The 18,292-nt window shown below is 60.9% G+C and carries 21 protein-coding genes; 12 read left to right on the top strand and 9 right to left on the bottom strand.

Annotated elements, in window-relative coordinates:
* The first annotated feature begins 25 nt into the window (after positions 1–25).
* The 7 genes from WI754_RS18060 (at position 26) to WI754_RS18030 (ending at position 5,395) form a co-directional block, all read left to right on the top strand.
* Entirely contained in the window at positions 26–856 is an 831-nt protein-coding gene (locus WI754_RS18060; protein ID WP_349434831.1) for a hypothetical protein, read from the top strand.
* A 14-nt stretch (positions 857–870) separates the two neighbouring features.
* The gene (nthA, locus tag WI754_RS18055; protein ID WP_349437861.1) at positions 871–1,494 is read left to right on the top strand and encodes a nitrile hydratase subunit alpha; all 624 of its coding nucleotides are present in this window, start codon (positions 871–873) and stop codon (positions 1,492–1,494) included.
* Complete coding sequence (gene nthB / locus WI754_RS18050; RefSeq protein ID WP_349434830.1) at positions 1,491–2,150, top strand: nitrile hydratase subunit beta; 660 nt, start codon at positions 1,491–1,493, stop codon at positions 2,148–2,150. Before nthA ends, nthB begins: the two co-directional genes overlap by 4 nt.
* Entirely contained in the window at positions 2,137–2,508 is a 372-nt protein-coding gene (locus WI754_RS18045) for a nitrile hydratase accessory protein (RefSeq protein WP_349434829.1), read from the top strand. Before nthB ends, WI754_RS18045 begins: the two co-directional genes overlap by 14 nt.
* Positions 2,509–2,633: 125 nt before the next feature.
* Positions 2,634–2,999 carry a metalloregulator ArsR/SmtB family transcription factor gene (locus tag WI754_RS18040; RefSeq protein ID WP_349434828.1) on the top strand — a complete coding sequence of 122 codons (366 nt, stop codon included), beginning with the start codon at positions 2,634–2,636 and terminating at the stop codon, positions 2,997–2,999.
* Positions 2,996–3,490 carry an SRPBCC family protein gene (locus WI754_RS18035; protein ID WP_349434827.1) on the top strand — a complete coding sequence of 165 codons (495 nt, stop codon included), beginning with the start codon at positions 2,996–2,998 and terminating at the stop codon, positions 3,488–3,490. Before WI754_RS18040 ends, WI754_RS18035 begins: the two co-directional genes overlap by 4 nt.
* A 378-nt stretch (positions 3,491–3,868) precedes the next feature.
* On the top strand, positions 3,869–5,395 hold the full coding sequence (locus tag WI754_RS18030; protein WP_349434826.1) for an EAL domain-containing protein: 1,527 nt from the start codon (positions 3,869–3,871) through the stop codon (positions 5,393–5,395).
* Positions 5,396–5,438: 43 nt separating this feature from the next.
* On the opposite strand, the gene WI754_RS18025 is transcribed toward WI754_RS18030, so the two are convergent.
* From WI754_RS18025 to WI754_RS18010, 4 genes are all read right to left on the bottom strand, one after another.
* The gene (locus WI754_RS18025; protein WP_349434825.1) at positions 5,439–6,233 is read right to left on the bottom strand and encodes an anti-sigma factor; all 795 of its coding nucleotides are present in this window, start codon (positions 6,231–6,233) and stop codon (positions 5,439–5,441) included.
* Positions 6,230–6,784 carry an RNA polymerase sigma factor gene (locus WI754_RS18020; protein WP_349434824.1) on the bottom strand — a complete coding sequence of 185 codons (555 nt, stop codon included), beginning with the start codon at positions 6,782–6,784 and terminating at the stop codon, positions 6,230–6,232. The genes WI754_RS18025 and WI754_RS18020 overlap by 4 nt, the downstream gene beginning before the upstream one ends.
* A complete protein-coding gene (locus tag WI754_RS18015) occupies positions 6,768–7,142 on the bottom strand; it encodes a hypothetical protein (RefSeq protein ID WP_349434823.1) in 375 nt (124 codons plus the stop codon). The genes WI754_RS18020 and WI754_RS18015 overlap by 17 nt, the downstream gene beginning before the upstream one ends.
* A gap of 106 nt (positions 7,143–7,248) precedes the next feature.
* On the bottom strand, positions 7,249–8,349 hold the full coding sequence (locus WI754_RS18010) for an AbrB family transcriptional regulator (RefSeq protein WP_349434822.1): 1,101 nt from the start codon (positions 8,347–8,349) through the stop codon (positions 7,249–7,251).
* Between the two features lie 218 nt (positions 8,350–8,567).
* Here WI754_RS18010 and WI754_RS18005 point away from each other — a divergent pair, with 218 nt between their 5' ends.
* Entirely contained in the window at positions 8,568–9,698 is a 1,131-nt protein-coding gene (locus WI754_RS18005; protein WP_349434821.1) for an ATP-dependent RecD-like DNA helicase, read from the top strand.
* Positions 9,699–9,701: 3 nt separating this feature from the next.
* Here WI754_RS18005 and WI754_RS18000 read toward each other — a convergent pair whose 3' ends face one another.
* Both WI754_RS18000 and WI754_RS17995 read right to left on the bottom strand, forming a co-directional pair.
* A complete protein-coding gene (locus tag WI754_RS18000) occupies positions 9,702–10,412 on the bottom strand; it encodes a MerR family transcriptional regulator (RefSeq protein WP_349434820.1) in 711 nt (236 codons plus the stop codon).
* Positions 10,413–10,669: 257 nt separating this feature from the next.
* The gene (locus WI754_RS17995; protein WP_349434819.1) at positions 10,670–11,788 is read right to left on the bottom strand and encodes a hypothetical protein; all 1,119 of its coding nucleotides are present in this window, start codon (positions 11,786–11,788) and stop codon (positions 10,670–10,672) included.
* Between the two features lie 367 nt (positions 11,789–12,155).
* On the opposite strand from WI754_RS17995, the gene WI754_RS17990 reads away from it, so the two are divergent.
* On the top strand, positions 12,156–12,908 hold the full coding sequence (locus WI754_RS17990; protein WP_349434818.1) for a pyridoxine 5'-phosphate synthase: 753 nt from the start codon (positions 12,156–12,158) through the stop codon (positions 12,906–12,908).
* 56 nt (positions 12,909–12,964) lie between these two features.
* Here WI754_RS17990 and WI754_RS17985 read toward each other — a convergent pair whose 3' ends face one another.
* Positions 12,965–13,852 carry an NmrA family NAD(P)-binding protein gene (locus WI754_RS17985; protein WP_349434817.1) on the bottom strand — a complete coding sequence of 296 codons (888 nt, stop codon included), beginning with the start codon at positions 13,850–13,852 and terminating at the stop codon, positions 12,965–12,967.
* 206 nt (positions 13,853–14,058) lie between these two features.
* On the opposite strand from WI754_RS17985, the gene WI754_RS17980 reads away from it, so the two are divergent.
* Both WI754_RS17980 and WI754_RS17975 read left to right on the top strand, forming a co-directional pair.
* Positions 14,059–14,418 carry a helix-turn-helix domain-containing protein gene (locus WI754_RS17980; protein ID WP_349437860.1) on the top strand — a complete coding sequence of 120 codons (360 nt, stop codon included), beginning with the start codon at positions 14,059–14,061 and terminating at the stop codon, positions 14,416–14,418.
* Positions 14,419–14,503: 85 nt separating this feature from the next.
* Positions 14,504–15,754 (top strand): NAD(P)/FAD-dependent oxidoreductase, encoded by a 1,251-nt coding sequence (locus tag WI754_RS17975; RefSeq protein WP_349434816.1) that lies wholly within the window; start codon positions 14,504–14,506, stop codon positions 15,752–15,754.
* Positions 15,755–15,779: 25 nt separating this feature from the next.
* On the opposite strand, the gene WI754_RS17970 is transcribed toward WI754_RS17975, so the two are convergent.
* Positions 15,780–16,721: a helix-turn-helix domain-containing GNAT family N-acetyltransferase gene (locus tag WI754_RS17970; RefSeq protein ID WP_349434815.1), complete on the bottom strand. Its 942-nt coding sequence runs from the start codon at positions 16,719–16,721 to the stop codon at positions 15,780–15,782.
* Positions 16,722–16,785: 64 nt separating this feature from the next.
* Positions 16,786–17,505: an aspartate/glutamate racemase family protein gene (locus WI754_RS17965; RefSeq protein ID WP_349434814.1), complete on the bottom strand. Its 720-nt coding sequence runs from the start codon at positions 17,503–17,505 to the stop codon at positions 16,786–16,788.
* Between the two features lie 173 nt (positions 17,506–17,678).
* Here WI754_RS17965 and WI754_RS17960 point away from each other — a divergent pair, with 173 nt between their 5' ends.
* The gene (locus WI754_RS17960) at positions 17,679–18,143 is read left to right on the top strand and encodes an Lrp/AsnC family transcriptional regulator (RefSeq protein ID WP_349434813.1); all 465 of its coding nucleotides are present in this window, start codon (positions 17,679–17,681) and stop codon (positions 18,141–18,143) included.
* Positions 18,144–18,292: the final 149 nt, after the last annotated feature.

The raw sequence follows: 18,292 nt of genomic DNA, 5'->3' as shown, positions 1-18,292 counted from the left end.
TGAACCGCCGCCGAATTCTGGGCAGATGGGGATTTTGAGCATGCCGGGGGGCCTTATTACCTCGATCGTCGTCGGCTTCGCTTTCGTTTCCGGGGCGCTTGCGATCGTCTTTTTCTGCTATTTCCTGGCCCGGACATTGCTCAATCCTGGCCTGGAAGGCGATCGAACCCATGATGCGGCGGCGACCGTCGCCGTGCGTATCGCCGCCTTGCACGGCCTTATCCTGGCTCTGGTCTATGCCCAGGAACTCGACGACTACAAGGGTATTCGCAACAACCTGATGGAAGAAGCGGTGGCGATATCGGATGTCTACAACGATATTGGGCGATACGGCGGGGCGGAGGTGGCGCCGATTCAGCATGACCTGGCCAATTACGTGGCGACCGTTGTCGGCGAGGAGTGGGACATGCTCGGGGCTCGTCAGGGCCTGTCCCCCAAAGCGTGGGTACAGTGGAACGACGTTTATGATCGTCTGCTCGAGCTTACGCCGGAGACGGACCCCCAACGTTATTTGAGCAACAGGATGCGTGATCGGGCGACCTCTATCGCGCGTTTCCGCCAGATCCGGGAAGAAACCGCCGCGGGAGGGTTTGGAGGGATGTTCTGGGCACCGGCACTGATCGGGCTATGCCTGCTTTCAATACCGTTCTATGTCTATCGTCCGACCCGGACCCACATGTTTCTATTGTCGATTTTCGGTGCCTATTCGGGTGTCGTTCTCTTCTTCATTTTTGCCTTTTCCAACCCGTTCGAGCAACCGGGAAAGCTGGAGCCTATCGCTTTCGAAAATCTATTGCGTGGAGATATGGGCAAGAGACTGCCGCCCGTCGCACTGAGCACAGAAACCAGCCAATGACATCCGAGGACGCCATGCACGATCACGACGACCACGACCATCACGACAACCATTTTTCCGATATGCAGGCGCGGGTAAAGGCGCTGGAGACGGTGCTGACGCAGAAGGGGCTGATCGACCCGGCGGCGATCGACGCGATCGTCGAGACTTACGAAACGAAGGTCGGCCCACGCAACGGTGCCCGTGTCGTTGCCAAGGCCTGGAGTGAGCCCGATTTTGCCGATTGGCTGGCCCGCGACGCGACGGCGGCGATCGCCAGCCTCGATTATACCGGTCGGCAGGGCGAACATATGCGGGCGGTGTTCAACACCCCGGAGACGCACAACCTTGTGGTCTGCACGCTATGCTCGTGTTACCCTTGGGCGGTGCTTGGCCTCCCGCCAGTCTGGTACAAGGCGCCGCCTTATCGTTCACGCGCAGTGATCAATCCACGCGGCGTACTTGAGGAATTTGGGCTAACCCTGCATGAAACAAAGAAAATCCGCGTCTGGGATTCGACGGCAGAGCTGCGTTACATCGTCATTCCGGAGCGGCCGGAGGGAACGGAAGGGCTCGATCAGGAGGCGCTTGCCGATCTGGTGACGCGCGATTCGATGATCGGAACGGGTCTCGCGAAACAAGTGGGAGACACCCAATGAACGGCGCGCAGGACCTTGGTGGGCAGCATGGTCTCGGCCCGGTCGCGCCGGAAAAGGACGAGCCCTATTTTCATGCCGAATGGGAAAAGCGTGCGCTCGGGCTGACGCTCTCCTGCGGCGCCTTCGGTGCCTGGACGATCGACGAAAGCAGACATGCCCGCGAAAGCCTGCCGCCGGCGACCTATCTCTCTGCCAGCTATTATGAAATCTGGATACGGGCGCTGAAAACGCTGCTGAAACGGCATGGTTTCGTCTCTGCGGAGGAACTGGCGCAAGGCCAAATGTTGGAAAAGGGCCGGAAACCGAAGCGGATTTTGACGGAGGATATGGTGCCGGGCGTATTGGCCAAGGGCGGTCCGTGTGACCGGCCCGTGGCTCATGCCCCGGTATTCGCGGTCGGCCAGCAAGTGCGGACCAGGAACTTCAATCCCGAGACCCATACGCGGTTGCCGCGCTATGCGCGCGCGAAAACGGGCCTCGTCGAGGCGGTGCAGGGCTCGTTCGTCTTTCCCGACGACAATGCGCACGGAAAGGGCGAGAACCCGCAATGGGTGTATACGGTTGTCTTCGACGCCGGCGAAATCTGGGGCGAGGGCGCCGATCCGTCGCTGACGGTTTCGATCGATGCCTGGGAGAGCTATCTTGAACGCGCATGAACCTTCAAACCTTCTGGCGGGTTCGCCGCAACTGCCGAAGTCGCCGGAAGGCGATCCGGTCTTTGCTGAGCCATGGCAGGCCGAAGCCTTCGCCATGACCGTGCGCCTGCATGAGAAGGGCGTGTTTTCCTGGAGCGAGTGGGCCGAGGTGCTGTCGCAGGAGCTTTACAGGCCGGGCCGCCAGGCGGATGGCAGCGATTATTTCGACTGCTGGGTTGCGGCCCTGTCGCGCCTGGTGACGGAGTTGTCGATCGCGTCAGAGTCACAGCTCGACCAACTGACGCGAAGCTGGCAGAGAGCGGCGGAAGCGACGCCGCACGGCCAGCCGATCCTTCTGGAAAACGACCCGGCCCGCTGAGGCGAATTTTCCCCGTTCAATCAGCAACATGTTGCAGCAAGTAACTCGCACAAAGCGGGCTTGCCAAAGTGCTGACTTTGCATTTATATATAACCAAGTAGTTTTAGAACTGATTGGTTATTGAAATGCAGGCGACCCATCAATTGGACATGACGTTTGCGGCTCTTGCCGACCCGACGCGCCGGGCCATTCTCGCGCGCCTGGCTTCCGGCGAGGCTTCGGTGCTGGAGCTTGCAGCGCCGTTTTCGATAAGCCAGCCGGCGATTTCCAAGCATCTGAAGGTGCTGGAAGGCGCCGGCCTGATTTCGCGCGGCCGCGAAGCGCAGCGCCGGCCATGCCGGCTGGAGGCCAAGCCGTTGTCGGAAGCGACGGCGTGGCTCGAAAACTATCGTCATTTCTGGGAGGGCCAGTTCCAGCGCCTCGACGCCTTGCTGGACGAAATGAAGGCCATTCAACCGGGCGTCGCAACGCACGGAGATGAGGATACATGACACAGGCTTTGACAATCACCGCCGATGGCGAGCGCTGCATCGTCATGACACGGTCGTTCGATGCGCCGAGCCAACTGGTCTTTGACGCCTTCACCAAGCCGGAACTGGTCAAGCGCTGGCTGAAGGGTCCGGATGGCTGGGAAATGCCGGTCTGCGAGATCGACCTGCGGGTCGGCGGACGCTTCCGCTACGTCTGGCGCCGGAATTCCGATGGTGTCGACATGGGCATGGGCGGTACCTACCGCGAGATCGAGGCACCGAGGCGCATCGCCCATACCGAGCTTTTCGACCAGGACTGGACGGGTGGCGAGGCGGATGTGACGACAAGCTTCGCGGAGACGGCCGGGAAAACGACGGTGACCACGGCGATCCTCTATTCGTCCGCCGCCGCCCGCGATGCCGTCCTGAAGTCGCCGATGGAATCGGGCGTCGCCGCAAGCTACGACCGGCTTGAGAAGATTCTGCCGGAGTTGAAAAAGCGGGCAGCCTGAGCGGGAAGGCAGGGTGCTTCTGTATCCTGCCTTTTCCCTACCGCTAAAGTCTGTTTTCAAACGCCGATCGCGCCCATGCCGATGGCGATGAGGCGAGGCATTCACGGCCATTGGCGAGAGCTTCGCCGGCATGAGACCATGAAGCGCTGGAACAGTTCTTGTTCCGACGCCGCTCATGCCCGGTATCGTACTCATCGCCGGGTAAATACTGCCGTGTTTAAATAAAAATGAAGACATTCGCCGCTAATGTAGGGTGATCTATTGTAACGCCGCCTAAAATCCACTCTGAGGGAACGAGCCCTGACGCAAATTGTACCCTTAGCTAAACTAAAAGATGCTCTTCGCCACAGCCGGTTCGAACCCGCGTTTCAGCCGCTTGTGGATCTATCGAACGAGTCGGTCGTCGGTTTCGAGGTTCTGGCGCGATGGGTCGACCCCGCTTTGCCAGCGATTGGTCCTGTCCAATTCATTCCGGCTGCTGAACGGTACGGCTTAATCGGGCCGCTTACGCGGCAAATTCTTAGCAAGGGATGCACTGAGGCTCTTCAATTTCCCGGTGAACCGATCCTTGCATTCAATCTCTCGCCGATTCAATTTCGCGATCCGGATCTTTTCGATTTCGTCATTGCGGTTATCGAACCGACAGGATTTCCTTTGCGACGCGTCCATATCGAGATGACCGAAAGCGCCTTGATCGGCGATGACGGGGTTGCTCTTACGACCGTCCAGCGGTTCAAATCTGTGGGAATAGCCGTCGCACTGGACGATTTCGGAACAGGGTTTGCCAGTCTAACCAGGCTCCATGCGTTTCCGTTTGAGACGCTTAAGATCGATGCCAGTTTCGTCCAGACGATGGAAACCGACCCAGGCAGTCGTAAGATTGTGGCCTCTGTCATCGGACTCGGCCAAAGTCTAGGGATGACGATTGTTGCAGAGGGTGTAGAAACCGAGCAACAAGCCACCATCCTCCGGCGCCTGGGATGTGACATCGCTCAAGGCTGGCTATTTGGCAAACCAGCGCCCGCGCCGGAAATCGTCAGATCGTTTCCGTCCCACGCTGGAGGCATGCCGAGGAAATCGACGTGCGTTTCGCCCTTGCAAAGATTCCATCAGTTGGAAGCATTGTACAAAGACGCGCCAATCGCGCTTGGATTCGCAGATCTCGATCTCAGATACGTCAGCGTCAACGACCGGCTGGCGCAAATTCTTGGTCTGCCGGCAGCCGACATAGTCGGCCATCCTGTATCGGAGAAATTGCCTGCGCGTCACAAGATGGCAATGACTCGTCTGCTTCAGCGCGTCATAGACGAACGTTCAATCAAATCCCACGAATACAGCGACAGGGCATCGGGGCGCTCTTATCTCATCTCCTGCCAATGCGTTTGCGACGACGTGGGTGATGCGATTGGATTGTCAATCGCTGCAATCGACATTACGCAACGCAAAGCGGCACAGGTCGCACTGAAGGCAGACGAGGAACACTTCCGTCGTTCCGTGGAGCTTAGTCCGAATGTCGCATGGGCGGCGAAGCCATCAGGTGAAGTGGACTACATGAGTCCGGCGCTCGGGGCTGGCGAAGCAAGCGCGATGGCTGATAGAATTACTGACTGGTATGCGCGAATGCACGAACAAGACAGGGCGAGGGTAAGGCAGGAATGGCTCGCATGGCTCCCGTCTCAACAGCCGTTTTCAACCGAATTCCGTATAAAATGGAACGACGGCGAATGGCGTTGGGTGTTGAGCCGGGCAAAGCCTTTTTTCAATTCAAGGGGTCACTTGGAACGATGGTACGGTGTCATCAGCGATATCAGCGACCAAAAGATCCTGGAGGCGACAGTCGCTCGAATGGCAAGCTTGCCTCAGGAAAATGCCCCAGCCGCACAGATCTTGAAGTTGTTTCGCTGAAGAAACGCGGCACTTTGGGGAACACGCCGTTTTGTTTGAGCGATTAGCTCTCGAACTGCCGGTAGCATTCCTCCGCGATCGCCTGCAGTTTTGCGCGGGTGACTTCGCCGGTGACCGCGTAGCCGATCTCGCCGTCGATCCAGTAGAATGTCTCAACGGACCCCGAGGATTCGAATCTGAAACTGGTTTCGCCGTTTTCCGGGTTCTTGCCGAGAAGGACCGTGAGCCGTTGCCCAGCGGCGTCCTGATACATCAGCATCGCGCCGGCCCTGCCATTGACGGGCACAAGCCTGCCGCCGACAAGCGAGAAACCCTGGGACCGGAGATCGGGCGCGACGAGTTTGTAGTCGAGGCGTTTGCCGAGCCAGGCGACCAGATGGGCCTCTTCGTCGGCGCCGACCTCGACCGGATGACGCTTTTCGCTGGCATAGACGAGAAATGCCGTTTTCGACTGGCCCGGAAGGCTTTCGAGTGCCGAGGCGGTCTCGACCGGCGGGCTTCCCGCGTAGAATCTGTCGGCGTAGATGCCCGCAGCGGCACCGGACAGGAAGAGCAGCAGCGATGCGGCAAGCAGGCCGGCGCCGCGCCGGAAGGATGCCAACGTCGCGGGTTGCGTCTTGGAATTCAGGAGGGTGCGATCGTTCTCGCCGAAACGGGCATAGCTGGAAAACGCAGCCTTCAGGTCCTTGGCCTGCGCCTGCCATTGCTGAACCTCGGCGGCTTCTTGCGGATGGTCTTTCAGGAAGAGTTCGACCCGACGCCGGCGGTCATCGTCGAGACGTCCATCGACGAAGGCATGCAGGTCGGCTTCGGTGACCGGGGTGTGTTCGTCTGTCATTTCGGTCTCCGCAGCGTAACAATATTGTCCTCAGCAAGGTGCGCGGCCATCTGCCGGCGTGCCCGTGACAGGCGCGACATAACGGTGCCGATCGGGATCGACAGCATGTCGGCGACGTCCTGATAGGCATATCCCTCGACAACCACGAGCATCAGTACGGCGCGATAGTCCGGCGTCAGCGCGTTCAGCGCCTGCTGCAGCCGCGTTTTTTCCAGCGGATCGCCGGAAACATCCTCCGCCGTCAGACCCAGCGTATCGTCCAGTTCGACGGATGGATGCTGGATGAGGCGGCGGTGGCGGTCGCGGTAGAGATTGGTCATGATCGTAAAAGCCCAGGCACGCAGGTTGATGCCGCGCCACTGGCCGCGGCGGACAAGAACCTTCTCGACGCAATCCTGCAAAAGGTCTTCGCCGTCACTGTCGGACTTGGCAAGGCTGCGGGAATAGCGGCGCAGCGACGGCACCAACGACAGGACCTGGTTTTCAAACGTCTCCGCGTTAGGGGGGCTTGCCCCCCTCACGCGAGAACCCTCATCAGGGGCGTGCGGCATCCCAGACCTTTCCTACGCCGTCACCGGTGGCGTCGCCCTTTTTCGCGTCCTTGATCCAGAAGTAGAGCGGCATGCCCTTGAGCGCCCATTGTTTCTTGCCGTCCTTGCGATCAACGAGCGTGTAGTCGCCTTCGGCCTTGGCGGATGCACCGCCGAGATAGGGTGGCCAGTTGGTGGCGCATTTATCAAAGCAATAGGATTCGCCCTTTTCATCCTTCTTGTAGGTGTAGAGCGTCATGCCGTTTTCCGCGGCGATGACCTTGCCCTTGTCGGTTTCGACGGTCTGGACCGGCGGAGCGGCAAAGGCGGAGGTGGCCGCCACGATGGAAAAGGCAGTAACGAGCGGCAGAAATCTCATCGGATGTGTCCTCTCTAAAATCGTTCCGAACGAACCGCCCTTTTTGAGTCGGTTCAAACGTAAGACACATCCGGGCCGCTTCTTATTCCCGCCATTTCGGAAAAACTTATCGCGGCGGTGTGGCCTTTGAAGCGACAAACCGTGCGAGCGACGGGCCGACGGCCATGACGAGCAGCAGCCGCGCCGTCTGCAGCGCCATGACGAAAGGCACGTCGACCTTGCTGGAAGCGGCGATGATGGCGATCGAATCCATGCCGCCGGGGCTGGTGGCAAGATAGGCTGTCAGCGGATCGATCCCGACCGTCTCTACGAGGATGAATGCGAGCAGTCCCGAAAAGCTCATCAGCACGAGGATGGAGATGATCGTCGGTAGCAGCGCGCGGCGGGCATGCGCGAGGATCGGCCGGGTAAAGCCGAGGCCGATGTTCCAGCCGAGCATGGCATAGCTGATGGCAAGCAGCCATTCGGGAATTTCGATCGTCAGCATGCCTGAGGCGCTAAGAACGGAACCGAGCAGGAAGGGCAGGAGGAAGACGCCGGCCGGGACGCGCAGCCATTTGCCGAGAAAACCGCCGACAATGGCAACGGCAAGCGTTTCGAGGAAGGGTATCAGATGGATCGGCCCGAACCAGATGATCTCCTGTCCGGCCGCGTCGACCTCCGCCCAGTACCGCGCGACCAGCGAGGCGGCAGCGGCGACGAAGACGACGCGCAGATATTGCATGAAGGCGACGAGCCGGATGTCGGCGCCGTAGGCGTCGGCCATGACCAGCATCGATGTCGCCGCACCCGCCGAGGAGCCCCAGATCGCCGTTGTTCCCGGCAGGATCTTCAGTCGGCTCATCACGAAGCCGCTCAGCGTGCTCATCGCGATGACAGCGGCGACGATGGCGAGGAACAGCGGCCAGTTGGCGAAGAAGGTGACCAGAATGCCGGGGCTTATGGTCTCGGCGATCATCGTGCCGATCAGCGCCTGGCCACAAAGAAGCGCCGGCCGCGGCAGGCGGATCGTGCCGCCGTTCATGCCGACGACGGCGCCGGCCACCATGGGGCCCATCAGGAGAGCTGCGGGAATGCCGGTGAGTTCAAGACAGCCGGCAAGAATGGCCGAGAGAAGGAGCAGCAGACCCCATTGCAATGCGGCATGCCAGCGGCCGATACCCGACGTTACGGGTGCGGACGGGTCTTCGGCAGGATCAGGTCTCACATCGGCACTTTCGGAATTCAGAACAGGCAGCGCTTGGGAGGCGGCTCGGAGGGGATTATTATCATGGGCGGTATCCTTGCGATATGCGCGGCGTGTGGCAGTTTCTTGCGGTGTTTCGCTACACGTCCGAATTTTTTGAACGCGCGGGCGGGGTGCCGGCAGAGGCTTCAGGTGCAAGCCGGGCGACAGGCCCGCCCGAATCGGGCAATAGATCGACGATGGAATTCGCACCGCAACAGGATGAGGCCCTCAAGGCCGTTTCACGCTGGCTGAAGGAAGGGCGCTCGCCGCTCTTCCGGCTGTTCGGCTATGCCGGGACGGGCAAGACCACGCTTGCGCGCCATTTCGCCGAGCACGTGGATGGCGATGTGCTGTTTGCCGCCTTCACCGGCAAGGCCGCACAGGTGCTGCGCTCCAAGGGGGCGACCAACGCCAGGACGATCCATTCTCTGATTTATCGGCCACGCGGCGAGGAGGAGGTCTCCGACGAGGAGACCGGCAAGACCTCGATCGCGCCGATGTTTGCCATCAACCGGCAGTCGCCCGTCGCCAAGGCGGCATTGATCATCGTCGACGAGTGCTCGATGGTCGACGAGGCGCTCGGCAAGGATCTGATGAGTTTCGGAACGCCGATCCTGGTGCTTGGCGACCCCGGCCAGCTTCCGCCCGTGTCCGGCGGCGGCTACTTTACCAACGAGGAGCCGGATTACCTGCTGACGGACATTCACCGCCAGGCGCGCGACAATCCGATCATCCAGCTTGCCATGCATGTGCGCGAGGGCAAGGAGATCATGCATGGCGACTACGGCACGACGGCCAAGGTGATTTCGAAGAACGAGGTGACGCAGAGCCTGGTGCTCGAGGCCGACCAGGTGCTGGTCGGCACCAACAAGACACGGCGGCGCTACAATATGCGCCTGCGGGAATTGAAGGGATTTACGACCGACTATCCGCAGTCCGGCGACAAGCTCGTCTGCCTGCGCAACGACCCGGCCAAGGGGCTGCTCAATGGCTCGCTCTGGCAGGTGATGACCTCGTCCAAGGAGACAGTGAAGCCCGGCATCAATCTGATGATCCGCCCGGAAGACGACGACATGGATCGGGGTGCCGCCAAGATCAAGCTGTTGAAGACCGCCTTCGAGGATGTCGAAGGGGAAATTCCGTGGTCGACGCGCAAGCGCTACGATGAATTCGACTACGGCTATGCGCTGACGGTGCACAAGGCTCAAGGCTCGCAATGGAACGACGTCGTGCTGTTCGACGAGAGCTGGGCCTTCCGCGATACACGCGAGCGCTGGCTCTATACCGCGATCACGCGGGCTGCCGAAACCCTGACGATCGTGCGCTGACGGTCACTCGGCGGCGACGAAGCCCATTAGCACCGCCTTGGCGACCGCCTGAAAGCGGTGGTGGCCGTTGAATTTGCGGATGATGTCGGATTCAAGCGTCAGTACAGCGGTCAGGTCCATGTCCATCAGGTTCGCGATGCGGTTTGCCGGATAACCTTCGGCCATGAAGGCAAGACACTTCGCTTCGATCGGCGACAGATGGACAGGTGTAACGGCGGCACGCCCGCTGGAATCGCCATCCGCGGCCGATTCCAGGAGTTCGCTGACCCGCTGCATCTGGCGCCGCAGGATCGATTGCTGGGCTGCCAGTTCCCGCTTGCGGGCATTGAGCGCATTTTCGAATATCTGCGCGGCGTCATCCTGACTTTCGCAAGCCGTCAGCGCCTGCATGAGGTCCTGAATTTCGGCGATCGGCATGTCGATCTCGCGGCAGGCGTTGATGATGGTCATCCGCCGGATGTCCTCAAGGCCGTAGACCCGCATCGGCCCCATTCTATCGGCGGTCAGCAGGCCCTTCTCCTCGTAGAAATGCAACGTGCGATGCGTGACGCCGAAGGCGTCTGCCATGTCGGCGATGGCGACGTGGTTGTCGGAAATGGCTCCCGGCAAAGGCAGATGCGGCAGGAAGCCGGAAACCGTTCGGCGGCCCGGTGCAGGATGTATGGTCTTCGACTGTTCTGGCATCTTGTGAACGGCCCCTCGCTGGTCATGCACGGGAGAAATTCCTGGAGATCGCAATCTGCCGGTTACGCATCGAAATGACGCGGCGGTTGCCTCCCTTTATGCCACTCGATGTCATGCACACCATCCGCCCGGGGATGGATACTCGCGACCATTGTGCCTGTTTGACGAGCGACCAGGCCTTTACCTCACTTGCCCGGCCAGGATACACGCGGGGCGCGAAAATTGATAGCTAGCAATATTAGGGATAAAATCTGGGATTTTTGATCAACTTCATGCGTTTCGGGCGGCTAGCGAATGAGCGTCGAGGGCAGGGCGGCCGCGCTTATGACGAAGGCCAGCTTCCGACGATGATCGGCAGACAGTTTTTCCTGGCAGGCCTTGGCCTCATGAAAGGATTCGCGCGTCTGCAGATGCCGGTAGGTGTCCGTCAGCACCATGCATTCCATCAGCGGGCTGTCGATTGCAGCACCGCTCGCATAGCGAAAGATGTGGCCGTCTGCAGCCAAAGTCTTTGCCGCAAGGGCAAGGCTCTCGTAAAGAATATCCGCTTCGCCGGCCACGCGCGCATCGTCGAGAAACCCATCGTGGAGCGTTTCTAAGGAAGCGTCATGCGTGAGCAGAATTCGCAGACCGGCCGGCGATTTCTGCTGGGAGATGGAAATCGTGAACGCCAGCGGGTCGATTGCGGCCGATTGCGACTGTTGCCAAAGCGCGGTACCGGGCACGGAGTTGATTGTCCGGTAGTGCGACGCGGCGGTGCGGAACGCGTCGGCAAAGCGCGCGGCACTGCTCGTGCGCGGCCATTGGGACCGCACGGTTATCTTTGGAAGATCGTTGGCGAATTTACGCTCCAGGACCGCATCGTGCAGACGCGACTGTGCCGGGATATTCACACTCATGGCAGGTGAGGACAAGGGCACGAAAATCAACAGCGGCAGGGCGGAAAGCAGAGCCAGGGGCGAGGACAACGGCGCCGGCAGCCAGGGAACCCGGCGGGACGCGGCCCGGCGCGGCTGTACCGGCAGGCGTTCCGTTTCGGTCTGCGTGAACGGCGCTACCCACTGGCGCAGGTATTCAGGCACATAGGTGCCCTTCGGAATATCGATGCGCCACGCGTCTCCGGCGCCGTCTGCGGCATAATAGGCCGCGAGCAGTTTCCTCAACTTGCCGGCATGGACGCGCACAAGGGGGTCGCTGTCAGCGTTGAAGGCCTGCGGCCGGTCGAAGACATCTATGCCGATCGTATAGCCTTTCAACTGGTGGCCATTGCCCTCGATTTCCCTTTCGACGACATATTTCAGGAAGGCGCGCAGTCGCTCCGAGCGCGCGAACTGAGCACTCGACAGAACGCTGTCCAGCGCATGGTGGATGGCATGATCGTCGGGCCTGTCGTGCTCGTCCGTCAACGCGTTCTCCCCGAAAAACACACCGATGCCCGCGCTCCATTGTCCGGAGCGACAGTCGATTCGGTGATGTCGCGGCAAAAACGAAGGCTCATTGGTCTCGGCTTGGATCTTTCCGTGGGATTTCAGCACCGCCGCTCACCAACCGGGAGCGTATGGCTTGTACTTGAGTCTGCATTAAACCGGACTTTTGCTGGTTTGTCAGGTACTCCAATCATGAAACTTGAGTTTCCTATGAAATAGGCAGGGGAGCCAGGCTCGCGGTTTATTGTGACAGGGACATTTTCGGGATTGCCGATTTGTTGCGGGCCGAACAAGGAACCGCTAGAAAAGGCCACCCACGACGCCATCTCCCATCGAAAGTGCTGAAATGCCTGCGAAACTCTCGGTAAACCTGAACGCGATCGCCATGCTTCGCAACCGGCGTGATCTCCCCTGGCCATCGGTGACGGGACTGGGGCAAATTGCGCTCGAGGCCGGCGCAAGCGGCCTGACGGTGCATCCGCGTCCGGATCAGCGGCATATCCGTTTCTCAGATCTCGCCCCGATCCGCGCTTTGCTCGACGATCTTTATCCTCAGGCCGAATTCAACATGGAAGGTTTTCCGAACGAGGAGTTCCTGGAACTTGTCGAGCGCCATCAGCCCGAGCAGGTAACGCTGGTACCGGACGATCCGGCGCAGGCGACCTCGGACCACGGCTGGGACTTCCGCAAAAACCACAATCTGCTCGGCAATGTCGTTGGACGCCTGAAGAAGAAGGGGTTTCGGGTGTCGCTGTTTGCCGATGGTGATCCGGACATCGAGGCGCTGACGATCGCCAGGGAGACCGGCGCCGACCGGATCGAGCTTTACACCGGCCCCTATGGCGGCTGTTACGACGATCCCGAGCGGGGTGCCGTGCTTCTCGAGGAGCTGGGGCGCACGGCCGATCTTGCAATTGGGCTTGGTCTCGACGTCAATGCCGGGCACGACCTGACGGTTGCCAATCTGCCGGCGCTGGCGGCGCGGATTTCCAACCTCGCCGAGGTCTCGATCGGCCACGGTCTGACTGCGGATGCACTGCAATACGGCATGGCGGAAACCGTTCGCCGCTTCTGCTGCGCTTGCGGGCAGGGTATTTGAGACGTTGTTTGTTCTCATGAAAAAAGGGCCCCGTTCGCGCGGAGCCCTTTCTTCGATCAGCCGAGCAATACTGATTTGCTGGCGCTCAGGAAGCTTTCCAGCGTCGCCAGCTTCTCGCCGGAAAGCGTGCCGGCATCCTCGGTGACCATATCGATGTGGCCTTCGCGGGTATTGGTGTCGAAGGAGACGATGACGGGGATGAGGAAATCGGGGAGGCCGGCGGCCTTCAGCCCGCCTGCGAGCTGCTCGTCGGTGACATGCACGACGTCAAGCGGCTTGCCGGTGACCTTCGATACGACGTCAGCGATTTCGTTCACCGTGCGCTTGGTTTCGCCGGTCAGCGTGTAGGTCGCACTCTCGGTCGCGCCGGAGGCAAGCGCCGCGGCGGTCGCCCTGGCAATGTCAGCCCGCGCGATATGGGCAAGCTGGCCTTCACCGGATGCGCTGTACCACTTGCCATCGGCGACCGCATGCGGCAGCGCCAGGAACAGGTTTTCCATGTACCAGCCGTTGCGCAGGATGGTGTAAGGGATGCCGGTCGCCTTGATCGCGTTTTCGGTGCCGAGATGGTCCGGCGCAAAGGGGATGACCGAGGTTTCCGGGCTCGGCATCGAGGTGTAGAGGATATGCTTGGCGCTTGCCTTCTGCGCGGCTGCCACGGCCGTCTGGTGCTGGCGCAGGCGCTTGCCGGCTTCGTCCAGTGCGTCGGTGGAGATGATCAGGATGCGGTCGGCGCCCTTGAAGGCGGCCTCCAGCGAGGCGGCATCGTCGAAACTTGCCGAGCGGGTCTGGACGCCCTTGGCGGCATAGTCGGCGAGCTTGGCGGCATCGCGGCTAGTGGCGATGATGTTGGCCGGCGAGACCTTGCCGGAGGCGAGGAGTTCATCGAGGACGAGGCGGCCGAGCTGGCCGGCGGCACCGGTGACGAGGAGGGTTTCGGACATGATGCTTCCTTTGCTTGTCAAACGGCGCCGCAGCGCGTTGCTGAAGCATCCGGTTTGAGATATGGTTCCCAAATGAGACCTTCTCTTATTTCGTTATCGTCTGGCGGATGTAAAGGAGGCAGTTTTTTCTGCGGTGGTTACGTGAAGGGAACCGGCCCATGAACAAGGTGGCAGGCAAGACGGTGGGCGAACGGGTGATCGTCGTCATGGGGATGGCTTTTTCCCGTGAGGATTGCCCGGTGCGCGACGTCATCGACAATATCGGCGGCAAATGGAACACTCTGATGATCCTGGCGCTGGCCGACGGACCGATGCGCTTTTCGGCGTTGCGCCGGCTGATCCCGGATATCTCCCAGCGCATGCTGACCCAGACGCTGCGCGACCTGCAACGCGACGGCTATATCGGCCGCGAGGTCTTTCCGACCCAGCCGCCGAGCGTCGAATATCGGCTGACGCCGCTGGGGCAGTCCTTCCTCGTGCTTGTCAAAGGGCTGGTCGACTGGTCGAAGGCGCACCATGATGCGATCCGGGCGGCGCGGTCCGAATATGACGCGACGGCTGTGTGACGATCTGACAGCGCTGATGCGGCTGGACGGTTCGCGGCCCGGACTGTTACAGATGCCGACGGGGACGACATCTGGATAGGCATTGATGAAACAACTCGATATCGGCGTGGCGGGAGCGGGACCGGCAGGTCTTGCAGCGGCCCTTTTCCTGTCGCGCGCCGGTCATCGGGTTGAAATTCTCGAACGGTTCGAGACGCCGGCGCCAGTCGGGTCCGGACTTTTGATGCAGCCGACAGGGCTGACTGTTCTGAACGCGCTTGGGCTGTTCGATACCATCCATGCCATCGGCAGCCGCATCGACCGGCTGCACGGCGCCGATGCCAACAGCGGGCGGACCGTACTCGACGTGCGCTATGACGCAGCCCCGGGCGGGCGTTACGGTCTTGCGGTGCAGCGGGCCGCGCTCTTCAGCACGCTGCATGATGCGGCCGTTGCCGACGGCATCCGGATACGCACCGGCACCGATATTGCCTCAACCGGAATGCGCGGTGATCGCGCCGTGCTGAAAAATGCCGAAGGTGTGGTTGGCGACTACGATCTGGTGATCGACGCCAGCGGCGCCCGGTCCATGCTGGCTGCCAAAGCCGCTACCGCGCCTTCCATTCGCGACCTGACCTATGGCGCCTTCTGGGCAACGCTCGACGGCCAGGGCGCGGCCTACGACAAAAGCGCTCTGTCGCAGCGTTACGACAAGGCCAAGGTGATGATCGGCTTGCTACCGACCGGGCGGATACGGAGGGATGAGCCGGAGCGAGTGGCTTTCTTCTGGAGCCTGAAGGTTGCCGATGTCGAGGCAGTCAAGGCGGCTGGACTTGAGCGGTGGAAAGCGATCATCCGCGGCTACTGGCCGGACTGCGTGTCGTTTCTCGACCAGATCGAGGATTGGGATCAGCTGACGCTGGCGCGCTACGCGCACCGGACCGCCTTGCCGCCCTTTTCGGACCGGCTGGTCTTCATCGGCGACAGCGCCCATTCGACCAGCCCGCAATTGGGGCAGGGCGCCAATATGGCGCTGCTCGATGCGGCGGCGCTCAGCCACGCGCTGGCGCGCTACGCTGACATCCCGTTGGCGCTTGCGGCCTATGCCCGGGCGCGCCGCAATCACGTGCGGCTGTTCCAGCTCCTGTCGCTCGCGTTCACGCCCTTCTACCAGTCGGATTCCAACGCCATTGCCTGGGTGCGCGACTGGCTTGTCTCCACCATCGCGAAGGTGCCGCCGATGCCCGGGCTGCTGGCGTCGATCGTGGCCGGCACGTTGATCGATCCCTTCGGGCCCGTCGGCCTGACGGAATGCAAGTGGCAAGAGGACCTCAGCCTGCTCAGCGGTATGGCGTAGTTTCTGCTCGACCTCCCCGCGGCTATCAGAGACCGAGCTGCCAGGTCTGGCCGTTCAGGTGCTTTCCGAAGCTGTGATGCCTTTCCTCTGCAACAAGAACGAAGCCCTCGGCCTCGTAGATCTTGCGGGCGCTGACGAGAACGTCGTTGGTCCACAGCGTCAGCGTCTCGTAGCCGGCATCGCGGGCAAAGGCGACGCACTGGTGAACCAGCGCGCGGCCGATGCCGAGGCCGCGGGCGAAGGGCTCGACATAGAGCAGCCGCAGCTTGGCCGTGCCGCCGCCAGCATCGACCAGAAACACCGAACCGGCGATCTCGCCGCCGAATTCCGCGATCCAGCAGAATTCGCGGCCGGGTTTGAAATTCTGGATGAAATCGGCGGCGATCCGCATCGCCAACCCTTCATATTCGCCGTTCCAGCCATATTCCTCGATGTAAAGCTTCGTCTGTCGGTCGAGAACCCAGCTGATGTCGCCGGGCTGGTGCGGGCGAAGGATGAAGTCTCTCGTCGCCGGCGCCGAAAGGAGCGTCTCGATCCGGCCCATGGCGGTAGCGATCGTTTCCTGCTGTGCGGCGTTGAGCAGCGAGAGCATGGCCGCGATCTCCTCACGGGAGCGGACGGCAAGGATGCGGGCCTGCGACACACCCTCTGCGGTCAGTTCAAGCAGCTGGCTGCGCTGGTCCTGCGGGTCCGGCCTGGTAAGAAGCAGCCCGTCGTTGCGGAATTTTTTCAGGATGCGGCTGAGATAAGCGGGGTCGAGATGCAGTTCCTCGATCAGCTTTTTTGCCGGCAGACCGGGTCGGGCCGCCAGTTCGTAGATGATGCGCGCTTCGGTCAGCGTAAACCGGCTGTCGAGGAAGGCGCGGCCGAGCAGGCCCAGCTGATTGGTGTAGAAGCGGTTGAAGGCACGCACGGTCTCGATGCGGTCGGCCGGCTGCGGATCATGCAAGGTCGCGTGTGTGTTCATGGCATTCTCCTTGTTTGGGAGATTGCCATGAATTAGTTGACTGAGTCAAATAATTACAACGACGTCAGGCCGCCTGTTGACCGAGCTGCGATAAACCTTTCAGCGCAAAATCAACGGCCGCCTCGGCATGGATCGCGGTGGAATCAAAGCCGGGCAGGGGCAGGTTGTGCGGGTCGAGGATCAGGCAGATCTCGGTGCAGCCAAGGATGATCGCGTCGGCGCCTTCACTTTTGGCGCGCTCGATGACTGTCATCAGCGCCTGACGGGAAGTGTCGAGGACGTCACCGGCGCAGAGCTCGTTGAAGATGATGTCATGCACGAGGGTGCGGTCCTCGGCGTTCGGAACCATGACGTCGATGCCATGGGTCGCCATGCGGCCGGTGTAGAAGCCATGCTCCATCGTGTAGCGCGTCGCCAGGAGCAGCGGGCGCTTGATGCCGGCGGCCTTCATCGATGCGGCGGTCTGGTCGATGATGTTGATCAGCGGAACCGAGATCGACGACTGAACCGCGTCGGCGATCAGGTGCATGGTATTGGTGCAGATCAGCACGCAGGCGGCACCTGCGGCCTCGAGGCCCTGTGCGACTTCCGACAGTCGCTTGGCGGCGTCGTCCCAGCGGCCGGCCTTCTGCAGGTCGACAATGCTCTGGAAATCGACAGAATGCAGCATGACTTCGGCGGAATGCAGGCCGCCGAGCCGTTCGCGCACGGCTTCGTTGATCATGCGGTAATAAACTGCCGAGCTTTCGAAGCTCATTCCACCGATGAGGCCGATCTTGCGCATGATGCTGTTCCTGTTCCGCTTTGTTTTCCGATGAAGAGATTGTCGCCGAGGCGAGGCGGAAAGTGTTCGCTTTGTTTCGTGACATTGCGGCCTTTTGCGCCTACTTTTTGCACGATGTTTAACTTTGGTGCAAATTTTTCTCGCTTGTGCCAACCCGCAAAGGAGATCATGGCGTGCTGGACGAAAGAGACCGGAAGATTCTGTCGTTGTTGCAGGAGGACGCTAGCCTGTCGGTCGGTGAGCTTGCCGAAAAGGTGAACTTGTCGCTCTCAGCCTGCTCGCGGCGCATTCAGCGGCTGGAGGAGGCCGGTTATGTCGCCCGCCGGATCGCGGTGCTCGATCGCGACCAGATGGGCGTACCGACAACCGTCTTCGCCCTCATCAAGACCGCTCACCACTCCGACGACTGGATCGACATCTTCCGCAAGGTGATCGCCGATATTCCCGAGATCGTCGAGGCGCACCGGCTGACCGGCAACTACGACTACATCCTGAAAGTCGTACTGCCGCGTGTCGAGCATTACGACGTGATCTACAAGCAGATCGTCCGCAAGGTGGAACTGTTCGACGTCTCGGCCTCGATTTCGATGGAGGTGCTGAAGAGCGGGATGGCGGTGCCGGTGGATTACGCGCGGTGAGCCGAGTACCGCTTCTCTCTTTCGCTCCTCATCGAGTGCGTCCGGCGCGATTTCCTCGCGCCTGCTGCCGGGTTGGATGACGTTTCAACAGGGCAGCCATTCCGACAGCGCAGTTGTGCGAGGCTAACTGAGCGCAGACACTGGGGGCG

It is taken from the genome of Pararhizobium sp. A13 (assembly GCF_040126305.1).
GTDB lineage: Bacteria > Pseudomonadota > Alphaproteobacteria > Rhizobiales > Rhizobiaceae > Pararhizobium.
The sequence above is the reverse complement of the archived record's forward strand: the minus strand, read 5'-3'. Positions and strand labels throughout refer to the sequence as shown.

Bases quoted from the DNA above. Each gene is read 5' to 3' on its own strand.
- WI754_RS18035 (WP_349434827.1), top strand. From the start codon at position 2,996: ATGACACAGGCTTTGACAATCACCGCCGATGGCGAGCGCTGCATCGTC.
- WI754_RS18020 (WP_349434824.1), bottom strand. From the start codon at position 6,784: ATGCCGCACGCCCCTGATGAGGGTTCTCGCGTGAGGGGGGCAAGCCCC.
- WI754_RS18015 (WP_349434823.1), bottom strand. From the start codon at position 7,142: ATGAGATTTCTGCCGCTCGTTACTGCCTTTTCCATCGTGGCGGCCACC.
- WI754_RS17965 (WP_349434814.1), bottom strand. From the start codon at position 17,505: ATGCGCAAGATCGGCCTCATCGGTGGAATGAGCTTCGAAAGCTCGGCA.
- nthB (WP_349434830.1), top strand. From the start codon at position 1,491: ATGAACGGCGCGCAGGACCTTGGTGGGCAGCATGGTCTCGGCCCGGTC.
- WI754_RS17990 (WP_349434818.1), top strand. From the start codon at position 12,156: ATGCCTGCGAAACTCTCGGTAAACCTGAACGCGATCGCCATGCTTCGC.
- WI754_RS18060 (WP_349434831.1), top strand. From the start codon at position 26: ATGGGGATTTTGAGCATGCCGGGGGGCCTTATTACCTCGATCGTCGTC.
- nthA (WP_349437861.1), top strand. From the start codon at position 871: ATGCACGATCACGACGACCACGACCATCACGACAACCATTTTTCCGAT.
- WI754_RS18005 (WP_349434821.1), top strand. From the start codon at position 8,568: ATGGAATTCGCACCGCAACAGGATGAGGCCCTCAAGGCCGTTTCACGC.
- WI754_RS17985 (WP_349434817.1), bottom strand. From the start codon at position 13,852: ATGTCCGAAACCCTCCTCGTCACCGGTGCCGCCGGCCAGCTCGGCCGC.
- WI754_RS17970 (WP_349434815.1), bottom strand. From the start codon at position 16,721: ATGAACACACACGCGACCTTGCATGATCCGCAGCCGGCCGACCGCATC.
- WI754_RS17980 (WP_349437860.1), top strand. From the start codon at position 14,059: ATGGGGATGGCTTTTTCCCGTGAGGATTGCCCGGTGCGCGACGTCATC.
- WI754_RS18025 (WP_349434825.1), bottom strand. From the start codon at position 6,233: ATGACAGACGAACACACCCCGGTCACCGAAGCCGACCTGCATGCCTTC.
- WI754_RS18040 (WP_349434828.1), top strand. From the start codon at position 2,634: ATGCAGGCGACCCATCAATTGGACATGACGTTTGCGGCTCTTGCCGAC.
- WI754_RS17975 (WP_349434816.1), top strand. From the start codon at position 14,504: ATGAAACAACTCGATATCGGCGTGGCGGGAGCGGGACCGGCAGGTCTT.